General features: G+C 56.5%; 16 protein-coding genes. 13 read left to right on the top strand and 3 right to left on the bottom strand.

Features of this window, described 5'->3' with window-relative positions; all coding sequences use genetic code 11:
* Positions 1-8: 8 nt before the first annotated feature.
* The 3 genes from H573_RS0110870 to H573_RS0110880 form a co-directional block, all read right to left on the bottom strand.
* A complete protein-coding gene (locus H573_RS0110870; RefSeq protein ID WP_084498024.1) occupies positions 9-728 on the bottom strand; it encodes a DUF481 domain-containing protein in 720 nt (239 codons plus the stop codon).
* Positions 729-848: 120 nt separating this feature from the next.
* Positions 849-1,664: a mechanosensitive ion channel family protein gene (locus H573_RS0110875; RefSeq protein WP_051171212.1), complete on the bottom strand. Its 816-nt coding sequence runs from the start codon at positions 1,662-1,664 to the stop codon at positions 849-851.
* A 110-nt stretch (positions 1,665-1,774) separates the two neighbouring features.
* Positions 1,775-2,545, bottom strand: a complete 771-nt coding sequence (locus tag H573_RS0110880; protein WP_027874303.1) for a glucose 1-dehydrogenase — start codon at positions 2,543-2,545, stop codon at positions 1,775-1,777.
* A gap of 187 nt (positions 2,546-2,732) precedes the next feature.
* On the opposite strand from H573_RS0110880, the gene H573_RS0110885 reads away from it, so the two are divergent.
* The 13 genes from H573_RS0110885 to H573_RS0110945 all read left to right on the top strand — a co-directional run bounded on the left by H573_RS0110885 (position 2,733) and on the right by H573_RS0110945 (position 16,949).
* Positions 2,733-3,209, top strand: coding sequence for a hypothetical protein (locus H573_RS0110885; protein ID WP_027874304.1), 477 nt, complete (start codon positions 2,733-2,735; stop codon positions 3,207-3,209).
* 75 nt (positions 3,210-3,284) lie between these two features.
* Positions 3,285-3,551: a DUF4404 family protein gene (locus H573_RS0110890; RefSeq protein ID WP_027874305.1), complete on the top strand. Its 267-nt coding sequence runs from the start codon at positions 3,285-3,287 to the stop codon at positions 3,549-3,551.
* Between the two features lie 227 nt (positions 3,552-3,778).
* A complete protein-coding gene (locus tag H573_RS0110895) occupies positions 3,779-4,783 on the top strand; it encodes an NAD(P)H-dependent flavin oxidoreductase (RefSeq protein WP_027874306.1) in 1,005 nt (334 codons plus the stop codon).
* A 10-nt stretch (positions 4,784-4,793) separates the two neighbouring features.
* Positions 4,794-5,207 carry a DUF1330 domain-containing protein gene (locus tag H573_RS0110900; RefSeq protein ID WP_027874307.1) on the top strand — a complete coding sequence of 138 codons (414 nt, stop codon included), beginning with the start codon at positions 4,794-4,796 and terminating at the stop codon, positions 5,205-5,207.
* A gap of 39 nt (positions 5,208-5,246) precedes the next feature.
* A complete protein-coding gene (locus H573_RS0110905) occupies positions 5,247-6,524 on the top strand; it encodes a spinster family MFS transporter (protein ID WP_036256527.1) in 1,278 nt (425 codons plus the stop codon).
* Positions 6,525-6,591: 67 nt separating this feature from the next.
* Entirely contained in the window at positions 6,592-7,599 is a 1,008-nt protein-coding gene (locus H573_RS0110910; protein ID WP_027874309.1) for an AraC family transcriptional regulator, read from the top strand.
* A 105-nt stretch (positions 7,600-7,704) separates the two neighbouring features.
* Entirely contained in the window at positions 7,705-8,880 is a 1,176-nt protein-coding gene (locus H573_RS0110915; RefSeq protein WP_027874310.1) for an acyl-CoA dehydrogenase family protein, read from the top strand.
* Positions 8,881-8,889: 9 nt separating this feature from the next.
* Complete coding sequence (locus H573_RS0110920; RefSeq protein ID WP_027874311.1) at positions 8,890-9,564, top strand: glutathione S-transferase family protein; 675 nt, start codon at positions 8,890-8,892, stop codon at positions 9,562-9,564.
* A 26-nt stretch (positions 9,565-9,590) separates the two neighbouring features.
* Positions 9,591-10,748 carry an acyl-CoA dehydrogenase family protein gene (locus H573_RS0110925; RefSeq protein WP_027874312.1) on the top strand — a complete coding sequence of 386 codons (1,158 nt, stop codon included), beginning with the start codon at positions 9,591-9,593 and terminating at the stop codon, positions 10,746-10,748.
* Positions 10,749-10,768: 20 nt separating this feature from the next.
* Positions 10,769-12,382, top strand: coding sequence for an acyl-CoA carboxylase subunit beta (locus H573_RS0110930; protein ID WP_027874313.1), 1,614 nt, complete (start codon positions 10,769-10,771; stop codon positions 12,380-12,382).
* A 9-nt stretch (positions 12,383-12,391) separates the two neighbouring features.
* Positions 12,392-13,219 carry an enoyl-CoA hydratase/isomerase family protein gene (locus tag H573_RS0110935; RefSeq protein ID WP_036256529.1) on the top strand — a complete coding sequence of 276 codons (828 nt, stop codon included), beginning with the start codon at positions 12,392-12,394 and terminating at the stop codon, positions 13,217-13,219.
* Positions 13,216-15,177 (top strand): acetyl/propionyl/methylcrotonyl-CoA carboxylase subunit alpha, encoded by a 1,962-nt coding sequence (locus H573_RS0110940; protein ID WP_027874315.1) that lies wholly within the window; start codon positions 13,216-13,218, stop codon positions 15,175-15,177. The genes H573_RS0110935 and H573_RS0110940 overlap by 4 nt, the downstream gene beginning before the upstream one ends.
* On the top strand, positions 15,174-16,949 hold the full coding sequence (locus H573_RS0110945) for an acyclic terpene utilization AtuA family protein (RefSeq protein WP_027874316.1): 1,776 nt from the start codon (positions 15,174-15,176) through the stop codon (positions 16,947-16,949). Before H573_RS0110940 ends, H573_RS0110945 begins: the two co-directional genes overlap by 4 nt.
* The last annotated feature ends 37 nt before the right edge of the window (positions 16,950-16,986 follow it).

A 16,986-nucleotide genomic window follows, 5' to 3' on the forward strand; every position in this document is an offset into this window, starting at 1 on the left:
AGAGATTTTTAGAAGCTGTAGACCAGAGTCACTGCCGTTTGCTTGTCCATGTGGACGTTGCTGTTGGGCACGACTTCGTTATATTCCATGGTGTAGCTAATTTTTAAACCGAAGCCGCCGATAATCTTGGTCTTCAGCGCGGTAACGGATTTGCTCACCGTGTTCTTATCACCACCTTCAACTGACAGGCTTTGCTCGAATGTCGCGGTTTCGGACACCTTGGCTTTCAGATCGGTAGACAGACGCAAAATGGCTTCTTCTGTTTTGCCGTCGCCCTCGGCACTGCCGGTGTCGAATTCGCTAATACGGAAACCCGGGCCGACTTCAGCGTCCCAGACCACGCGGTCATTTTTCAAAAGACGGCGACCGTAGCCACCAGCGACAGTGGCTTGATACACGTAGCCGCTAAAGCGATCTTTGTCGACCGACACGTAACCGAAGCTGTAATTGAAGTCACTGATATCGTAAGACAGGCGGTCAGAGATAAAGTATTGCTCTTCCGAACGTACACCTTCTACTTCGCTGTTTTGGGCGTTGGCTTTTACCACATTGGTCCACAGACCGCTTCTGCGGCTGGCTGTGCCTTTGGCCAGCAGGCTGGTTTCGTTGCTGTTGCCATCGGTTTGATAGTAACCAAACTCAACATCCCCTTCCCATGTTGGCGTTTCATCTGCCTGGGCAGCATTTGCGCAGAGAAGGCTCAATACTATGCTTACGGGAACTCTCATCGATTTTCCTTATGTCTACCATGCGGGAATTTAGCGTGTGCATGGTAATCAGACCTGCGTTCAGGTCAACTAAAAAGGGCAGCGAATGCTGCCCTTTCTCTGGTATTCCTACCGTTTGCCTCAGTCTTCCTTGTGAAAGTGAACATCCATTTGCGGGTAGGGAATACCGATGCCGGCTTCGTCGAAAGCGAGTTTAATTTTTTCGGTGAGATCCCAGTATGTTGGCCAGTAGTCCTCGGTTTTTACCCAGGGGCGACAGATCAGGTCGACTGACGACGCCCCAAGGGCGGCAACCGCGATGCGTGGAGAGGGGTCTTTCAGTATGCGCTCATCGGCGTTGACCAGTCGTTCGAGCGTTTCCTTAGCGAGCTTAATATCAGCATCATAGGAAATACCCACCAGCAGATCGACGCGGCGACGGGGCTTCACACTGTAGTTGGTGATTGCACCGGACATAACCTGAGAGTTGGGGATCACGATGCGCTTGTTATCACCGGTCACCAAAATCGTCGAAAACAAGCTTATGTCTTCCACGGTGCCAGAGCAGCCACCGGCGTCTACCCAGTCGCCGACCCGGCACGGGCGGAAAGCGATTAATAACACCCCTGCAGCAAAGTTTGCCAGCGAGCCCTGCAAGGCTAAGCCAACGGCCAAGCCGGCGGCACCCAGTGCGGCGATCACCGATGCGGTTTGTATGCCAGCGTGCGCCAGAGCGGGAATCAGGGCGACGGCGAAAATAATAAAAAAGACTAATTTGCTGATGAAGGCATTCAGGGTCGGGTCGAAATTGCGCTTCTCTAATCCGGATCGTGTGAAGCCAGAGAACAGTTTCGCCATCCAGTAGCCCACCAATACAATCGCCAGCGCGCCCGCCGCGCGAATGCCCATATCGATTGCCTCGGGGCCATACTGTTCCAATAATGCTTGTGGATCCATGCAAACCTCGTTGTGAGTAGAATTAAACGCTGATTATAGACACGATGTGCTCCCCGCCATCAAGTGCGGGAAGCCGAAACGTATTGTAGTGAATATTGGATCAGTGGCTGCTAAAAAGGCCAGGTGGTCGATTCCGCGCCACCGTCAACTTCAATGATCTTTCCTGTTACCCAGCGTGCCGCTGGCGACGCCAGGTAAACGGCAGCGGCAGCAATATCCCGAGGCTCGCCCAGGCACTGCATTGGCGTTAGCGCCGACATTTTTTCGCGGGTATTCTCGTCGAGAAATTGTTTCAGCGCGTCGGTCATTATGGTGCCAGGGGAAATGCCGTTTACCCTGATAGTCGGCGCGAAATCGGCAGCCAATAAGCGCGTGAGTTGCGTCAATGCCGCTTTCGCGGTGCCGTAGCTGCTAAAGCCCTTTTGAGCGTAGCGCGCCGATGCCGACGTGATATTGATGATATTGCCGCGGCTTTTTTCAAGCGCGGGCTGGGCGAGCCGACAGAGGTTAAATGCGCTGGTGACGTTGAAGTCGAAATCGCGATTAAAGGTTTTGGCGTCGGTCTTCAGCGGATCGTTTGGCCAGGCGCCGCCGGCATTGTTCACAACGATATCCAGGCGATCAAACTCATTAACTGCGGTGTTTACAAGCGCTTGTAATTGCTCTTCCTGCGCAACATCGCATACCTGAGCAAGGGCGTTGCCGCCGGCGGCTTTGCAGCTTGCTACGGTCTTTTCCAAATCCTCCAGTGTGCGCGCAGCGCAAATAACGGTCGCCCCGGCCTGTGCAAAGTGTTCGGCAATGCCGCGGCCGATACCCCGGCCTGCGCCAGTCACAATGGCCACTTGTCCTGAAAGAGAAAATAGTGCGTCGAGAGACATCTGAAGTTCCTATTATTGTTGGCCTTAGCGGCGAAATTTATGCACAGCATTACTGTTCTTCGGTGGATGGGCAATGCGTTGCCTAAACGCGGTAGGCGGCGGTTTGTATTTTTGGACTTGAATTTACAAATGATAATCATTATCGTTTGTAGGTGTTGCCAGATTTGCTTTAGTCCAGGAGATAATGATGAGCATACGATTTCTATGTGAGAGTCACCGCCAGCAGTTGCAGCGCAGCGAGGCGGTGGCCAGCCAGCGTTGGGAAGAGTGGATGGAAGCCGGCAGAGAGGCCTACGCGCAGCGAGACTGGGTGCCGGCGCTGCGGTATTTGGGTTGCTGTTTTGAGCTGAGTGAATTGATGTTATCGGGTGAGCGCGAGTTGGCGCTGGAGGACGTAGACCGGCATATGCTGTCGGGCCACTACCTGTCGGAGTGTTTTGCCCGCTGTGGTGATCAGTCGTTACAGCAACACTGTTTACTTGCGGTCCATCATCGTCTGCTGCAAGCCCTGCGCAACGGTTTAGGCCGGCGCTTGCCGCTGTACAAAAATGTTGAGATCTCACTGCAAATGCTCGAGCGCTTTTACCGAGACGGTGGTCGTATGGATGAACTGGCTCACTGTCAGCGGGAGAGTCGTCGGCTACTGCGCAGCTGTTACCACTAGTGCCGTGTTCAGCACTAGCTAGGCGTGACGTTCGGCTCTTGCTATGCTGTAAGCCTGAAACACAGGAGCACGGTCATGGACCCAAAACATGTTCACGAGCAGCTTAACCGTCTGCAAAGTGAGATTGATGATTTACCGGTAGAGAGCGGCGAGCGGGCTAAATTGCACGCGCTGGTTGAAGATATCGACCGCGAGCTGGGCAGCGGCCCAGAGTTAGTGCTGGAAGACACCGGCTTGCAAGAGCGCCTTGATGAAATGGTGTCGAGCTTTGAGGTTGACCACCCGACGATCTCAGGCTTGCTAAAAGATATTATGGTTAAGCTCGCCAGCATTGGCGTGTAAGCGTTTTGCTGAAATCCGGGGTGTGCCAGCTCGCTTGGCAATGCCCCGTCGTTACTTCTTTGTTGCTGTTTCTTAAACATTATTTGCCCCTGTCACTATCTCTTCGCCACTATCTCGTCGCCATTGCCTTGCTCCCTGAATTTTCCGCCCTCGTTGCCGCTGGTATTCCTGCGCCCGCTGCGCTAGCTTGATCGACTCTGCTAAAAGCAATAACAAACGAGGTTGATATGTCTCTGCCTGACTCTTTGGCATCCCGCCTGCGCCTGCCCGTTGTGGCGGCGCCGATGTTCCTGGCTTCGGGGCCCGAACTTGTTATCGAAACCTGTAAGGCCGGGGCCGTTGGCTCGTTCCCGGCGCTGAACCAACGCAGCAGCGAAGGCTTCGAGGCTTGGCTTAAAGAAATTCAGACAGCACTTGCCGATTTCGAGCGCAGCTCGGGGCGCGAGGCGGCGCCCTATGCAGTGAACTTAATTGTGCACGCCAGTAATCCACGGTTGGAGGCTGATTTGGCACTGTGCGTGCAGTACCAGGTGCCGATTGTCATCACATCACTGGGGGCTGCCGCGCAAGTGATTGACGCGGTTCACAGCTATGGTGGTCTGGTGTTTCACGATGTGATTAACGCTCGTCATGCGCGAAAAGCGGCGGCAGCTGGTGTCGACGGCTTGATCGCCGTTGCGGCAGGAGCCGGTGGCCACGCGGGCAGTACGAGTCCGTTTGCGCTGGTGGCTGAAATTCGTCAGTTCTTCGATAAAACGCTATTGCTTGCGGGCGCTATGTCGTCGGGCTCGGATATCGCGGCGGCTCAGATGATGGGCGCCGATCTCGCTTATATGGGCACCCGTTTTATTTGCACACAGGAGTGTCAGGTCGACAGTGATTACAAGCAAATGGTGATGGACTGCCGTGCAGAAGATATTGTGTATACGCCGAATATTTCCGGTGTGAACGCGAATTTTATGCGCCCCAGTATCGTTGCCGCTGGCCTGGACCCCGATAATTTGGCTCCAAAAAAAGACATCGACTTCGGGGCGGAGTTGACGGTGGATGGCGACCAGCAGCGTGCAGAAAAAGCCAGCGGAGCGTGGAAGGCCATTTGGTCCGCCGGGCAAGGGGCGGGCAGCATTGATAACTGCCCCGGTGTTGCCCAGCTTGTAGATCGCTTAGCCGAGGAATACCTGCAGGCGCAGCAGCGCGGCAACCAAGCTTTCCAGATATTTGAGACGCAGTGAGGACAGGCCAATGTCAGATAATCGTTACAGTATTGATCCACGGGCGGCTGAATTAGGTGAGCTGCTGGCGCGAATCCCCAGTGACGAGCCGATTGTTATGCTTAATTTACTGTGTTTTCACGATCGCGCGCAGTATGCCGATGGCGACCGAGGGCTTACTGGTCGGCAGGCTTATCAACGCTACAGCGAATTAATTATGCCGTTTCTCAGCGCCGTTGACGGACAACCCCAGTGGTTGGCGGCGGCCCATGCGCCGCTCATTGCGCCACCCGGTGAGGACTGGCACAAGGTAATGCTAGTGCGTTATCCCAGCATTGAGCACTTTGTAACGATGCTGCGCAATCCGGACTATCAGGCAATCACCGAGCACCGCACGGCAGCGCTCATGGATTCGCGTCTTATTGCCTGTACAGAAGGCAAATAAATACTCATACCAGCCTCAAAAAATAATAAGGATGGCGGCATGAACTCTCAGCACTATCGCAGCGATGGGCGCGCCTATTACGCCCTGTTTATCTTGACCATTGTTTATAGCTTCAATTTTATTGACCGGCAGCTGCTGGCGATTTTGCAGGAGTCGATCAAGGCTGAATTACTGCTGAGTGATACCCAGCTGGGGCTGTTAACAGGTTTTGCCTTTGCGCTGTTCTATGTCACGGCAGGGATTCCCATTGCCCGCTGGGCCGATGCGGGAAACCGCAGAAATATTGTCGCCCTGGCGGTGTTTATCTGGAGCTTTATGACGGCCATCAGTGGCTTAGTCCAGAATTACCTGCAATTGTTAATGGCGCGAATTGGTGTTGGCGTTGGCGAGGCCGGTGGCAGCCCACCATCGCATTCGATGATTTCTGATATGTTCCCGGCGGAGCGCCGCGCTTCGGCGCTGGGTTTCTATTCCACGGGCGTCAGTATTGGCATCTTGTTCGGTTTTTTAATGGGCGGTTGGCTCAATGAATTTTTTGGTTGGCGGGTAGCGTTTTTTGTCGTGGGTGTGCCGGGGGTTCTGCTGGCAGTAGTGGTGCGCTATACCCTGCGCGAACCGCGTCGCGGTTTGTCCGAGAATCGCGATGACAACCCCGAACCCGTTGCCGTTAAAGAAGTGGTGGCGCTGCTGTGGTCGCGGCGCAGTTTTCGCCATATGGCCTGGGCGGGTGCCTTGAGCGCCTTTGCCGGTTATTCGGTCGCCAATTGGTCGGCGTCTTTCATTATTCGCAGTTACGGCATGAGCACCGGGGAGCTGGGTACGTGGCTGGCGCTCATTATTGGTATTGGTGGTGCGGTCGGGGTATTCGGTGGCGGTTTGCTGGCCGATAAACTCGCCGCTAAAGACACGCGTTGGTATGTGCTATTGCCGGCTTTGGCCGGTGTGATTTCACTGCCTTTTGCCGCCGGGGTTTACCTGGTCGACAATGTCTATGCCTCGCTGTTGTTGATGATTATTCCCGCCATACAGTCCAATGTGTTTTTAGGGAATACGCTGGCGGTTAGCCATTCACTTGTGGGCTTGCGTATGCGGGCGATGGCCTCGGCCATCCTGTTTTTCATCTTCAATTTGGTGGGCTTGGGTGCCGGGCCCTGGTCTGTCGGGCTGCTCAGTGACCTATTGGCACCGCAATTTGGCGATGAGTCGCTGCGCTATGCCATGCTGGCACTGGTGCCATTGATGGTGAGTTTATCGGCGCTGCACTTTTATCTGAGCAGCCGTCATCTTAAGCGCGACCTCGCAGCCGCCCCGCCGTGAGTCTGGCCGGTACCGCCATCGTCGGCATTCACGTACACTTTGCGAGCATGTATTTGAAGACGTGGCGATGAATACGATCGACCCCAATTGGACCGTTAACAGCACCAGTATCCGCAGTATTGCCCAGGCGATTGCCGCACTGGGTGGCGACAGTGAAGCGCTGCTGAGGTCGGTCGGTATCCTGCCGGAAGCCCTCAGTGACGCCGAGGCTCGACACCCCGTGTCGGCGATGCATCGCTTGTATGAGCTTGCCGCGCAGCACTGCGGCGAAGATATTGGCCTCTACACCGGCCGTGTGGACTATATCAGCCGTCTGAATATGCAGCTCTACACCTGTGGTGTGTGCGAAACCTTCCGCGACTACTTGAACCTGATGCCCAGCGTGCTGCACTTTGCCGGCGACATCGGCGAGGTTCGCATTCGCCGCGAGGATGAACGCCTGCGCTTGGACTGGCTACCCCTGTGGGAGGCATCGGGCCGTTGGCGGTATCAAAGTGACTGTCTGCTTACCACCTCTGCAGCTATTGTGCGCTCGCTGTGTGTGCGGCCAATTCCCGTGCTGCGCGCCCACTTCAGTTACCCGCAGCCCGCTAATACCGAGCTGTTGGAAAGCATTTTTGGCTGCGACCTGCATTTTTCCCAGCCGCGTAGCTCTCTGTATTTTGATGCGGCGAGCCTCGACTATCGCCTTGTTCAGTTGGACTCGGAATGGAGTATGTCGATCCGGCAATCTACCCAGCATTTATTCGGCGAAGGTGAGCCCGATCCGGTGTTGCGATCACTGCGCAACACCTTGATAAAAATGCTGCCGGCGGGTGGGGTGACTATTGATAAAACGGCGGCAGCGCAGAATATATCCCGACGCACTTTGCAGCGGCGACTGGCCGACAGTGGCACCCAGTTCGGCCAAGTGCTGCAAGAGCTGCGCAGCGAATTGGCATTGCAGTATCTCAGTGATGAGCGCTTGAGTATTACCGATATTGCGCTGCTGCTGGGCTACGCTGACCACGGCAGTTTTTCCAGTGCCTTCAAAGCGTGGTTCGGCAAGTCGCCGCGAGAACATCGCCGGAAATAACGCCTTCTGGCACCAAATATCCCCTAGTCTGGCACCAAATCCTAAGCGCGCCCCAACAGAGCTTATAGACTGAGTAGGCTAATAATGACTAACTCAGGAGTTCGCATGTCACTGGATTTTGACGGCGCCCGTCTACACAACCCCTACCTCAATGCCGAGCACGAAGCGTGGCGAGTACAACTGCGTAAATTTGTCGACGCTGAAATCAGCCCCTTTCTCGACGACTGGGAAGAGGCGGGAAAAATTCCCGATGAACTGTGGGCCAAAGCGGCGGATATCGGTTTGCTGCAGCTCGGCTACCCTGAGGCCTATGGCGGTATTTCCGAGGGTATTGACCAATGGCATATCAATATTGCCAACGAAGAGATTACGCGAGCGGGCAGCGCTGGGGGCTTGATCAGTAATTTGCTCGTTCATGGCATTGGCTTGCCACCCGTGACGAACTGCGGCAGTGATGCGCTGAAAGAAATGGTTGCACCGCGCGTGTTAGCCGGTGAAAAGCGAATTTCACTGGGAATTACCGAGCCTTCCGGTGGCTCGGATGTTGCCAACATCCAAACGACTGCCAAGCGCGATGGCGACCACTACATTGTGAATGGCAGTAAAACCTTTATCTCCGGAGTCATGGGAGCGGATTGGGTGAGTACCGCTGTACGCACGGGCGGTGAGGGCGCTGGTGGTGTTTCTATGCTGCTGATTCCCACCGACCTGCCCGGCGTTTCGCGCACCCCTCTGGACCGCAAGCAGGGTTGGTGGTGTGCCGATACCGGCACCATTTATTTTGACGATGTTCGAGTGCCCGCCGAGTATTTGATCGGGCAAGAAGGGCACGGCTTTCTCGTCATCATGAGTAACTTCAACCCGGAGCGATTAAGCCTGATCGTCACCATGGAAGCGGCCGCTCGCGCCTGCCTGGAGGATGCGGTGGAGTGGGCGCGCAATCGCAAGACCTTCGGCAAACGTCTGGCCGACCACCAGGTGATTCGCCACAAAATTGCCGCGATGAAACAGCGCATCAATGCGACCCAGTGCTACCTCAATTATTTAACCCAAGCCTATATAGAAGGGCGCTGCGACCCGGGTGACTTGGCAATGGCTAAGGTTCAAGCCAGCGAGACCATGGAGTTTTGCGCCCGTGAAGCCAGCCAAATTTTAGGCGGGGCCTGCTACTTGCGCGGCAACCGCGTTGAACGCTTTTACCGTGAAGTGAGAGTGAACGCGATTGGCGGCGGTTCCGAAGAAATCATGCGTGAGCTGGCGTCGCGCCAATACCGTTTGTAAGGAGTTGTTATGAGCAGTGAAAAACCCACGCTGTGGCACTGTTACCCGTCCCGTTCATTGCGGCCATTGTGGGCGATGGAAGAAATGGGTATCGACTACGAGCTGGTAAACCTTGCTTTTCCGCCGCGCATGTTCCAGCGCGAATACCTTGAGACTAACCCTCTGGGGACGGTGCCTTTTTTCCGGGACGGCGACGTGGAGATGACCGAGTCCTCCGGTATTTGTCTCTATCTTGTTGAACAATACCAGCGCTTCGATTTCGGTCTGCGCGTTAGCGACCCCGGCTATGGCGATTACCTGAACTGGTTGTTTCACAGTGATGCGACCCTGACCTTCCCCCAGACCATTGTTCTGCGTTACTCGCAGCTGGAACCGCCGGAGCGCCGCTTGCCCCAGGCAGTTGAAGACTACAGCAAGTGGTATCTGGCGCGACTAAAGCGCGTGAATAGCCATTTGCTCGACCGTGAATACCTGTGCGACGACCGCTTCACCATTGCCGATATAGCGGTTGGCTACGCGCTGTATCTGGGTAAGGGACTAGGCCTGGATACGTTCTACGAGCCTCAGGTTAAGGCTTACCTCGAACGTCTGATGGCGCGCCCGGCGTTTCAACGCGCCGAACCGATGGGCGCTGGACCAAACAGTTTCGTCCCCACGCCTTATCCCTTTGAAGGCTGTTTTTAAATAATTTTGCGTAGTTGGAGCGTTTTATGATTTTGACAGAAGAGCATCAAAAGTTGCGCGATACCGTGGCGCAGTTTGTCGACAAAGAAATAAACCCCCACGCCGATGCCTGGGAAGCGGAGGGGATTTTTCCCGCCCATGAGCTGTTTAAAAAAATGGGCGACTTGGGCCTGCTGGGCATTTCTAAGCCGGTGGAATATGGCGGTCTCGGTCTGGATTACAGCTACCAAACGGTATTTTCAGAGGAGCTGGGCAGGATTACCACCGGCGGTGTATCGATGGGCATTGGCGTACAAACTGATATGGCAACGCCGGCGCTGGCAAAGTTTGGCAGCGATGAATTGCGTCGCGAATTTCTCACGCCTGCGATAAGCGGGGACGCGGTGTTCTCCATTGCGGTGAGTGAGCCCCATGCCGGTTCCGATGTTGCGGCGATTAAAACCACGGCCCGCAAAGACGGCGACGATTACATTATCAATGGCAGCAAAATGTGGATCACTAATTCCACTCAGGCGGATTATCTCTGCCTGCTGGCCAATACCAGCGAAGGTAAAGCGCACAGCAATAAATCGCTGATTGTCGTGCCGACTAACACGCCGGGGGTGTCCTTTTCGGAGCGCTTAAACAAGCTGGGTATGCGTTCATCGGATACCGCGCAGGTGTTCTTTGACGATGTTCGCGTACCCCAGCGCAATCGCATTGGTGAAGAGGGGCAGGGTTTTATCTACCAGATGCTGCAATTCCAGGAAGAACGCCTGTATGCCGCTGCGGGACAACTCAAGGCCATGGAAGCCTGCATCAACCAAACCATTGACTATGCCCGCGAGCGCGAAATATTTGGTGAGCCACTTCTTAATAATCAAGTGGTTCACTTTCGGATGGCAGAGTTGCAGTCCGAGGTCGAAGCGCTGCGTGCGCTGACCTATAGCGCGGTGGAGGAATATATCCACGGAAGCGACGTGACCATGAAGGCGTCCATGGCCAAGCTCAAAGCGGGTCGCCTCGCCAGAGAAGTTACCGATGCCTGCTTACAGTATTGGGGCGGCATGGGCTTTATGTGGGACAACCCCATCTCTCGCGCCTACCGCGATACGCGGCTCACCTCCATTGGTGGCGGCGCAGACGAGGTGATGCTGGGCATTATCTGTAAATTGATGGGCACCCATCCGGGCCGCAGAAAGTAGTGCGCTAAAAGGACGAGTTTATGGCGATATTAGAGTCTTACATCGATCGACACAGCGATGCTTTTCAGCGCAATGCCAAGGTTATGGGCGCGGCCGTTGATGAGTTTCGAGACATCGAACAGCGAGTGATTGCCGCGGCCGAGAAAAAAGTACCGCGTTATCGCGAACGCGGTCTTATGCCGCCGCGCGAGCGTTTAAGTGCCCTGCTTGATGTGGGTACCCCCTTTCTCGAACTGTCGACCCTCTGCGGCTATATGCAGGAAGAGGATCGCGATGGCAGTGCCGCCGGCGGAAGCTGTATTACCGGTATTGGTTATGTGGCGGGCGTTCGCTGCATGATTATGGTCGATGATTATCTCACCAAGGGCGGCAGCATTACGCCATTGGGCAGCGCCAAGCGTCAGCGGATGATGCGTATCGCGATCGAGAACAAGCTTCCGGTGCTCACCTTGGCGCAAAGTGGCGGCGGTAATTTAAAGCTGCTCGGTGACTTTTTCGGGCCGTCTGGGGCCGGCTTTGCCGTGCAGGCAAAACTGTCGGCGATGGGTATCCCGCAAATTACCGTAGTGCACGGCAGCGCAACCGCTGGCGGTGCTTATCAACCCGGCTTGTCCGACTACGTCATTATGATACGTCGTCAGTCCACGGTGTATCTCGCCGGTCCGGCACTGCTTAAAGCGGCAACTGGCGAAGAGGCCAGCGACGAGGAGATTGGCGGCGCTGAGATGCACGCGGAAGTCGCCGGAACGGCCGACTATCTGGCAGAAAACGACGCCGATGGTATTCGTATTGCCCGCGAAGTTGCGGGCAAGCTCGACTGGGACAAACGCTTGCAGGCCAGTGCGGAAGCGGCCTATGCCGAACCGCATTTTGATGCTGAGGAGCTGCTAGGTATTGTGCCCGAAGACCCCAAAACGCCCTACGACGTGCGGGAAATTATCGCGCGCATTGCCGACGATTCAGACTTCCTGGAATTCAAGAGTGCCTTCGATATTGGCACGGTCTGCGGTCATATGGCGATTCAAGGTATTGCCTGTGCAGTGATTGGCAATAACGGTCCGATTACTGCCAAGGGGGCGGCGAAGGCCGGGCAATTTATTCAGCTTTGCGAGCAGTCGCAAACGCCGATTGTTTTTCTTCATAACACCACCGGCTTTATTGTCGGCACCGAAGCGGAACAGGGCGGCATCATCAAGCATGGCTCGAAACTGATTCAGGCGGTTACCAATGCGTCTGTGCCCAAAATCAGTATTGTTGTCGGCGGTTCCTACGGCGCGGGTAACTACGCGATGTGCGGCCGCGGTATGGAGCCGCGCTTTATGTTCGCATGGCCGCGCAGCGTGGTTTCGGTGATGGGGCCTGCCCAGGCGGGCAGCGTGATGCGTCAGGTTGCCGAAGCGAAAATGCGCCGCGCAGGGCAGGTGAGTGAAGAGATGCTCGATGCTCTTGAGAAAGACACCGTGGATACCATGGCGGCGAAGTCTCACGCCTTGGCCAATACCGCACGCATGTGGGATGACGGAATTATCGACCCTCGCGATACACGCAGCGTGTTGGGCTTTGTGCTTGATATTTGCCGCGATGCCGATGCTCGTCAGATCACGACCAACACCTTCGGCATTGGCCGTTTGTAGGGGGTGAGTATGTTACCGGAATGCAAAGAATTGCTGCTGTCGCTGGACGGCGGCGTGTTGTCGATCACACTCAACCGGCCACATAAACGCAACGCCATGAACAAGAGGCTTGTCGACGAAATGCGTGCGGTATTCGCCGCCATCGCCGATCACCGCAGCGTGCGCGCCGTGGTGTTGCGCGGCGCAGAGGGGAATTTTTGTGCGGGCGGCGATATCGCCGGCATGCACGACGGCGCGGTAGATGAGGAGGGCAAGCCCTTGTCCCCGGATAAGGCGGCCTGGCAGTTTAACCGTAGCTTCGGTCACCTTATCACCGAGGTAAATAAGGCCCCCCAGGTCGTTATCACGGTCTTGGAAGGCGCGGTGCTAGGTGGCGGTTTTGGTCTGGCCTGTGTCTCGGATATTGCGATTGCCAAAGCCGATGCCAAATTTGCCATGCCGGAAACTGGCCTGGGCATTGTGCCCGCGCAGATCACGCCTTTTGTGGTGATGCGGGTTGGATTGACGCAGGCCCGGCGCTTGGCTTTAACCGGGCAGCGCATCGACGGCGCTGAAGCGCAGCGCCTCGGTCTAGTGCATTTCTGCGCGGAAAGTAACGACGACATTGACGCGCAGTTAAACGACCAACTCTCTGCGTTGCGGCGTTGTGCTCCGGCAGCAACCGCGCTTACCAAGTCGCTACTTCTTGATGTCGGCACTACCGCACTTGAACCGCTTTTAGACCACGCATCAGATCTTTTTGCCCAATGCCTGAATGGGCCAGAGGGCAAAGAGGGGACGCAGGCGTTTATCGAAAAGCGCAAACCCAGCTGGTATTCGGAACGGGGAACAGCATGACCGCATTGCACAAAATACTGATCGCAAACCGCGGCGAAATTGCCGTGAGGGTAATACGCAGCGCCAAACAAATGGGCTATCGCACTGTCGCCGTATTTAGCGATGCCGACGACAATGCCCCCCATGTTCAGCTTGCTGATGAGGCCGTGAATATCGGCCCGGCGGCTGTGTCGGAGTCGTATTTGCGCGTGGACGCCATTATTGACGCCGCGACAAAAACCGGAGCAGATGCGATTCACCCCGGCTACGGCTTTCTCTCAGAAAATGCCGACTTTGCCCGTGCGTGTCAGGCGGCGGGTGTCACTTTTATCGGTCCGTCCAGCGACGCAATTGAATTGATGGGCAGCAAGCGCTTGTCTAAGTTGGCAATGATCGCCGCTGGCGTGCCCTGTGTGCCTGGGTATGAAGGCGACGATCAGAGCGACGAGCGCTTGGTGGCTGAAGCAGAATGCATTGGCTTTCCAATTATGGTCAAGGCCTCGGCGGGCGGCGGCGGACGCGGTATGCGGCTGGTTGATCAGGCGGCAGATTTACCTGAGCAACTGCGCAGCGCTCGATCGGAGGCGCTGTCAGCCTTCGGCAGTGATGAGCTGATTCTGGAGAAGGCGGTGCAGCAGCCGCGCCATGTCGAGATACAGGTTTTCGCCGACAGCCAAGGCAATGCCATTCATTTAGCCGAGCGCGACTGCTCGGTTCAGCGCCGCCATCAAAAGGTGGTGGAGGAGGCGCCGTCGCCCTTTGTCGATGACGCATTGCGCCAGCGCATGGGCGACGCCGCTGTTGCCGCGGCCAAGGCCTGCAATTACTGCGGTGCGGGTACGGTCGAATTTTTGGTTGATGCACAGGGCAGTTTCTATTTTTTAGAAATGAACACGCGCCTTCAGGTTGAGCACCCGGTGACGGAAATGGTTACCGGTGTTGACTTGGTGGAATGGCAGCTGCGTATTGCCAGTGGCGAGCCACTGCCGATGGCGCAATCCCAGCTCCGCCTCAATGGCCACGCGGTTGAAGTGCGCCTGTATGCCGAGGAGCCGCGCCAGCAGTTTATGCCTCAAACCGGCCGTATTGCCCGCTGGCAAGTGCCGCAGGAGCCGGGGCTGCGACTGGATAGCGGGATTGGCGAAGGGCAGCTTATCGGCGCCCATTACGACCCCATGCTGGCGAAACTGATTTGCTGGGCGCCGAGCCGTGAAGAGGCGCTGCGGCGTTTGGCGTCGATGTTGCAAGATACGGTATTGCTGGGCATCAATAACAATCTGCAGTTTTTGCAGGCGGTGCTGCGCCATCCGAGTTTTATTGCCGGAGAGGCCACCACGGCTTTTATCGCTGAGTATGGAGAGCAGTGCACGCCTCCGCCAGAGCCCGGCACTGCCAGCTTGGCAAGGGCAGCCGCGGTGCTATACGAAAGCAATGCCGCGGCGGCTAAAACAATGTCTGCCTGGCGGCGCAGCGCCCCGGAAAGTTGCGTTTTCACGCTTGCTTGGGAGGGACAGGAATACCGCGTCGACCTTGTTGCGACGGGCAAACAGCGCGAATTCGGTGTTGCCGGTCAGCGCCATACCTTGCAGGTGGCAGGTAGCGATGCTCAATCCTGTGTTATTGAAGAGGACGGCGTGAGGCGGCGCATCCACTTTGCGCGTGATGGCAAGCAGCTGTTCCTGGATGACGGCAGCGGCCACTTCATTTTCGATGATACCAGCCACGCTGCCGCCAAAGCGGATGCGACCGCCGGCAGCGGCTTGCTGAAAGCGTCTATGGACGGCGCCATCGTGGAGGTGCTCGTTGCCGAGGGTGAGAAGGTTAGCTGTGGGCAAACCTTGGTTGTGTTGGAGGCGATGAAAATGGAGCACCCGCTAAAGGCAGATATGGACGGCGCGGTAGCGGCTATCCACTGCCAAGCAGGCGATCAAGTGAAGTCGCGGCAGTTGCTTGTCGAGCTGAATGAGGAGGCGCTATGAGCCGTTCGTCAGTACATATTGGCTGTGCCTCGGCGTTTTACGGCGACAGTCAGCTTGCGGCGCGGCAGTTGGTGGACAAAGGCGAGCTGGACTACCTGGTGTTCGACTACCTGGCAGAAGTGACCATGGGGATTCTCGCCAAGGCGCGAGCCCGAGATGAACGGCTGGGTTTTGCCGTGGATTTTGTCACCGTTGCCATGCGCGATGTGATGGCAGACTGCGCTGCCAAAGGGATTAAGATTATTGCCAATGCCGGTGGCGTAAATGTGCCCGGCTGTATTGCCGCACTGCAGTCCTTGGCCGAGGAGCAGGGCCTGCAGCTCAATATTGCCGGTGTGTATGGCGACGACGTGCTGTCACGCAGGGAAGAATTTGCCCGTGAGGGCCTGAGCGACATGGAGAATGGCGCGCCGCTGCCCGACAAGCTTGCCAGTATGAATGCCTACCTTGGGGCTCAGCCCATCGCCGAGGCGCTGGCCGCCGGTGCCGATATCGTGGTGACCGGGCGCGTGGTCGACAGTGCGGTGGTGATCGCGCCACTGATGCATGAATTCGGCTGGAGCTGGCAGGACTACGATCGTTTGGCGCAAGCGGCCTTGGCCGGGCACGTACTGGAATGCGGCGCCCAGTGTACCGGCGGTAACTTTACCGACTGGCACCAAGTGCCGGACTTTTCCACGATGAGCTACCCCATTGCCGAGGTTGCGGCAGAGGGCGATTTTATTGTGACCGTTCCACCGGCGACCGGCGGTTTGGTCAACCGCGCCACTGTCGCTGAGCAGATCCTCTATGAAATTGGTGATCCGGCAAACTATCTGCTGCCGGATGTTGCCTGTGATTTTAGTGATGTGCGCTTGGAGGAGGTCGGAGAAAACCGGCTTAAGGTGAGCAATGCCAAGGGCCGCGCGCCGGGCGATAGCTACAAGGTTTGCGCAACCTGGGTAGACGGCTATCGCTTAATGGGCAGCGCCTTTATCGGCGGGCTGCGCGCTGCCGAGAAAGCGCGCTGTAGCCTTAATGCTTGGTTGCAACGCTGCAGTAGCGTCTTCAAAGAACGCGCTTGGGAAGACTTTCGCGATGTCAGCATCGAGGTCATCGGTGCCGAGGACACCTATGGCCGTCACGCGCGCAATACCGGTAGCAGGGAGGTGATGGCCAAATACGGTTTGCACCACAACAGCCGCGAGGCGCTTACCTTCGCCGCCAACGAGTTCGCCTATCTCGCGACCTCGGCGGCACCGGGCATGAGTGGCTTTGGCGCTGGCCGAGCCAAGCCCGGCCCATTGATTCGCATTCACTCGTCGCTACTCGCCAAAGACCGTGTTCCCGTCACCGTACAAATGGGCGATCAGCGCTTAAGCGAGCGCAGCTACCCAACGCCAGGTTCCAGCCCCGCGGTCGGTAGCCGTTACTCATCACTGGCTGTCAGCGAGGATGTCGACGGCCGCGTACCGCTGGAGCAGTTGGCCTATGCGCGCAGCGGCGACAAGGGTAATAACGCGAATATCGGTGTGATTGCGCGCCACGAGCGCTATTTGCCCTACATCGCCCAGGCCTTGTCGGAGAGCGCGGTGGCGGAGTACTTCGAGCATCTGCTCGGCGGCGGTGTACACCGCTTTGATGTGCCGGGTTTCCACGCCTTTAATTTTTTGTTGCGCGACGCGCTGGGCGGGGGCGGTAGTGCCTCGCTGCGGGTTGATTCGCAGGGCAAAGCGCTGGCGCAAATGCTGCTTTCAATGGAGGTCGATATTCCGCAACGTCTGTTGGATTGATGACTAAGGGTTTGAGCGCACTGGCTATCGCGAGTAG

It is taken from the genome of Neomelitea salexigens DSM 19753 (assembly GCF_000422345.1).
GTDB classification, from domain to species: domain Bacteria; phylum Pseudomonadota; class Gammaproteobacteria; order Pseudomonadales; family Spongiibacteraceae; genus Spongiibacter; species Spongiibacter marinus_A.

Bases quoted from the DNA above. Each gene is read 5' to 3' on its own strand.
- H573_RS0110870 (WP_084498024.1), bottom strand. From the start codon at position 728: ATGAGAGTTCCCGTAAGCATAGTATTGAGCCTTCTCTGCGCAAATGCT.
- H573_RS0110875 (WP_051171212.1), bottom strand. From the start codon at position 1,664: ATGGATCCACAAGCATTATTGGAACAGTATGGCCCCGAGGCAATCGAT.
- H573_RS0110880 (WP_027874303.1), bottom strand. From the start codon at position 2,545: ATGTCTCTCGACGCACTATTTTCTCTTTCAGGACAAGTGGCCATTGTG.
- H573_RS0110885 (WP_027874304.1), top strand. From the start codon at position 2,733: ATGAGCATACGATTTCTATGTGAGAGTCACCGCCAGCAGTTGCAGCGC.
- H573_RS0110890 (WP_027874305.1), top strand. From the start codon at position 3,285: ATGGACCCAAAACATGTTCACGAGCAGCTTAACCGTCTGCAAAGTGAG.
- H573_RS0110895 (WP_027874306.1), top strand. From the start codon at position 3,779: ATGTCTCTGCCTGACTCTTTGGCATCCCGCCTGCGCCTGCCCGTTGTG.
- H573_RS0110900 (WP_027874307.1), top strand. From the start codon at position 4,794: ATGTCAGATAATCGTTACAGTATTGATCCACGGGCGGCTGAATTAGGT.
- H573_RS0110905 (WP_036256527.1), top strand. From the start codon at position 5,247: ATGAACTCTCAGCACTATCGCAGCGATGGGCGCGCCTATTACGCCCTG.
- H573_RS0110910 (WP_027874309.1), top strand. From the start codon at position 6,592: ATGAATACGATCGACCCCAATTGGACCGTTAACAGCACCAGTATCCGC.
- H573_RS0110915 (WP_027874310.1), top strand. From the start codon at position 7,705: ATGTCACTGGATTTTGACGGCGCCCGTCTACACAACCCCTACCTCAAT.
- H573_RS0110920 (WP_027874311.1), top strand. From the start codon at position 8,890: ATGAGCAGTGAAAAACCCACGCTGTGGCACTGTTACCCGTCCCGTTCA.
- H573_RS0110925 (WP_027874312.1), top strand. From the start codon at position 9,591: ATGATTTTGACAGAAGAGCATCAAAAGTTGCGCGATACCGTGGCGCAG.
- H573_RS0110930 (WP_027874313.1), top strand. From the start codon at position 10,769: ATGGCGATATTAGAGTCTTACATCGATCGACACAGCGATGCTTTTCAG.
- H573_RS0110935 (WP_036256529.1), top strand. From the start codon at position 12,392: ATGTTACCGGAATGCAAAGAATTGCTGCTGTCGCTGGACGGCGGCGTG.
- H573_RS0110940 (WP_027874315.1), top strand. From the start codon at position 13,216: ATGACCGCATTGCACAAAATACTGATCGCAAACCGCGGCGAAATTGCC.
- H573_RS0110945 (WP_027874316.1), top strand. From the start codon at position 15,174: ATGAGCCGTTCGTCAGTACATATTGGCTGTGCCTCGGCGTTTTACGGC.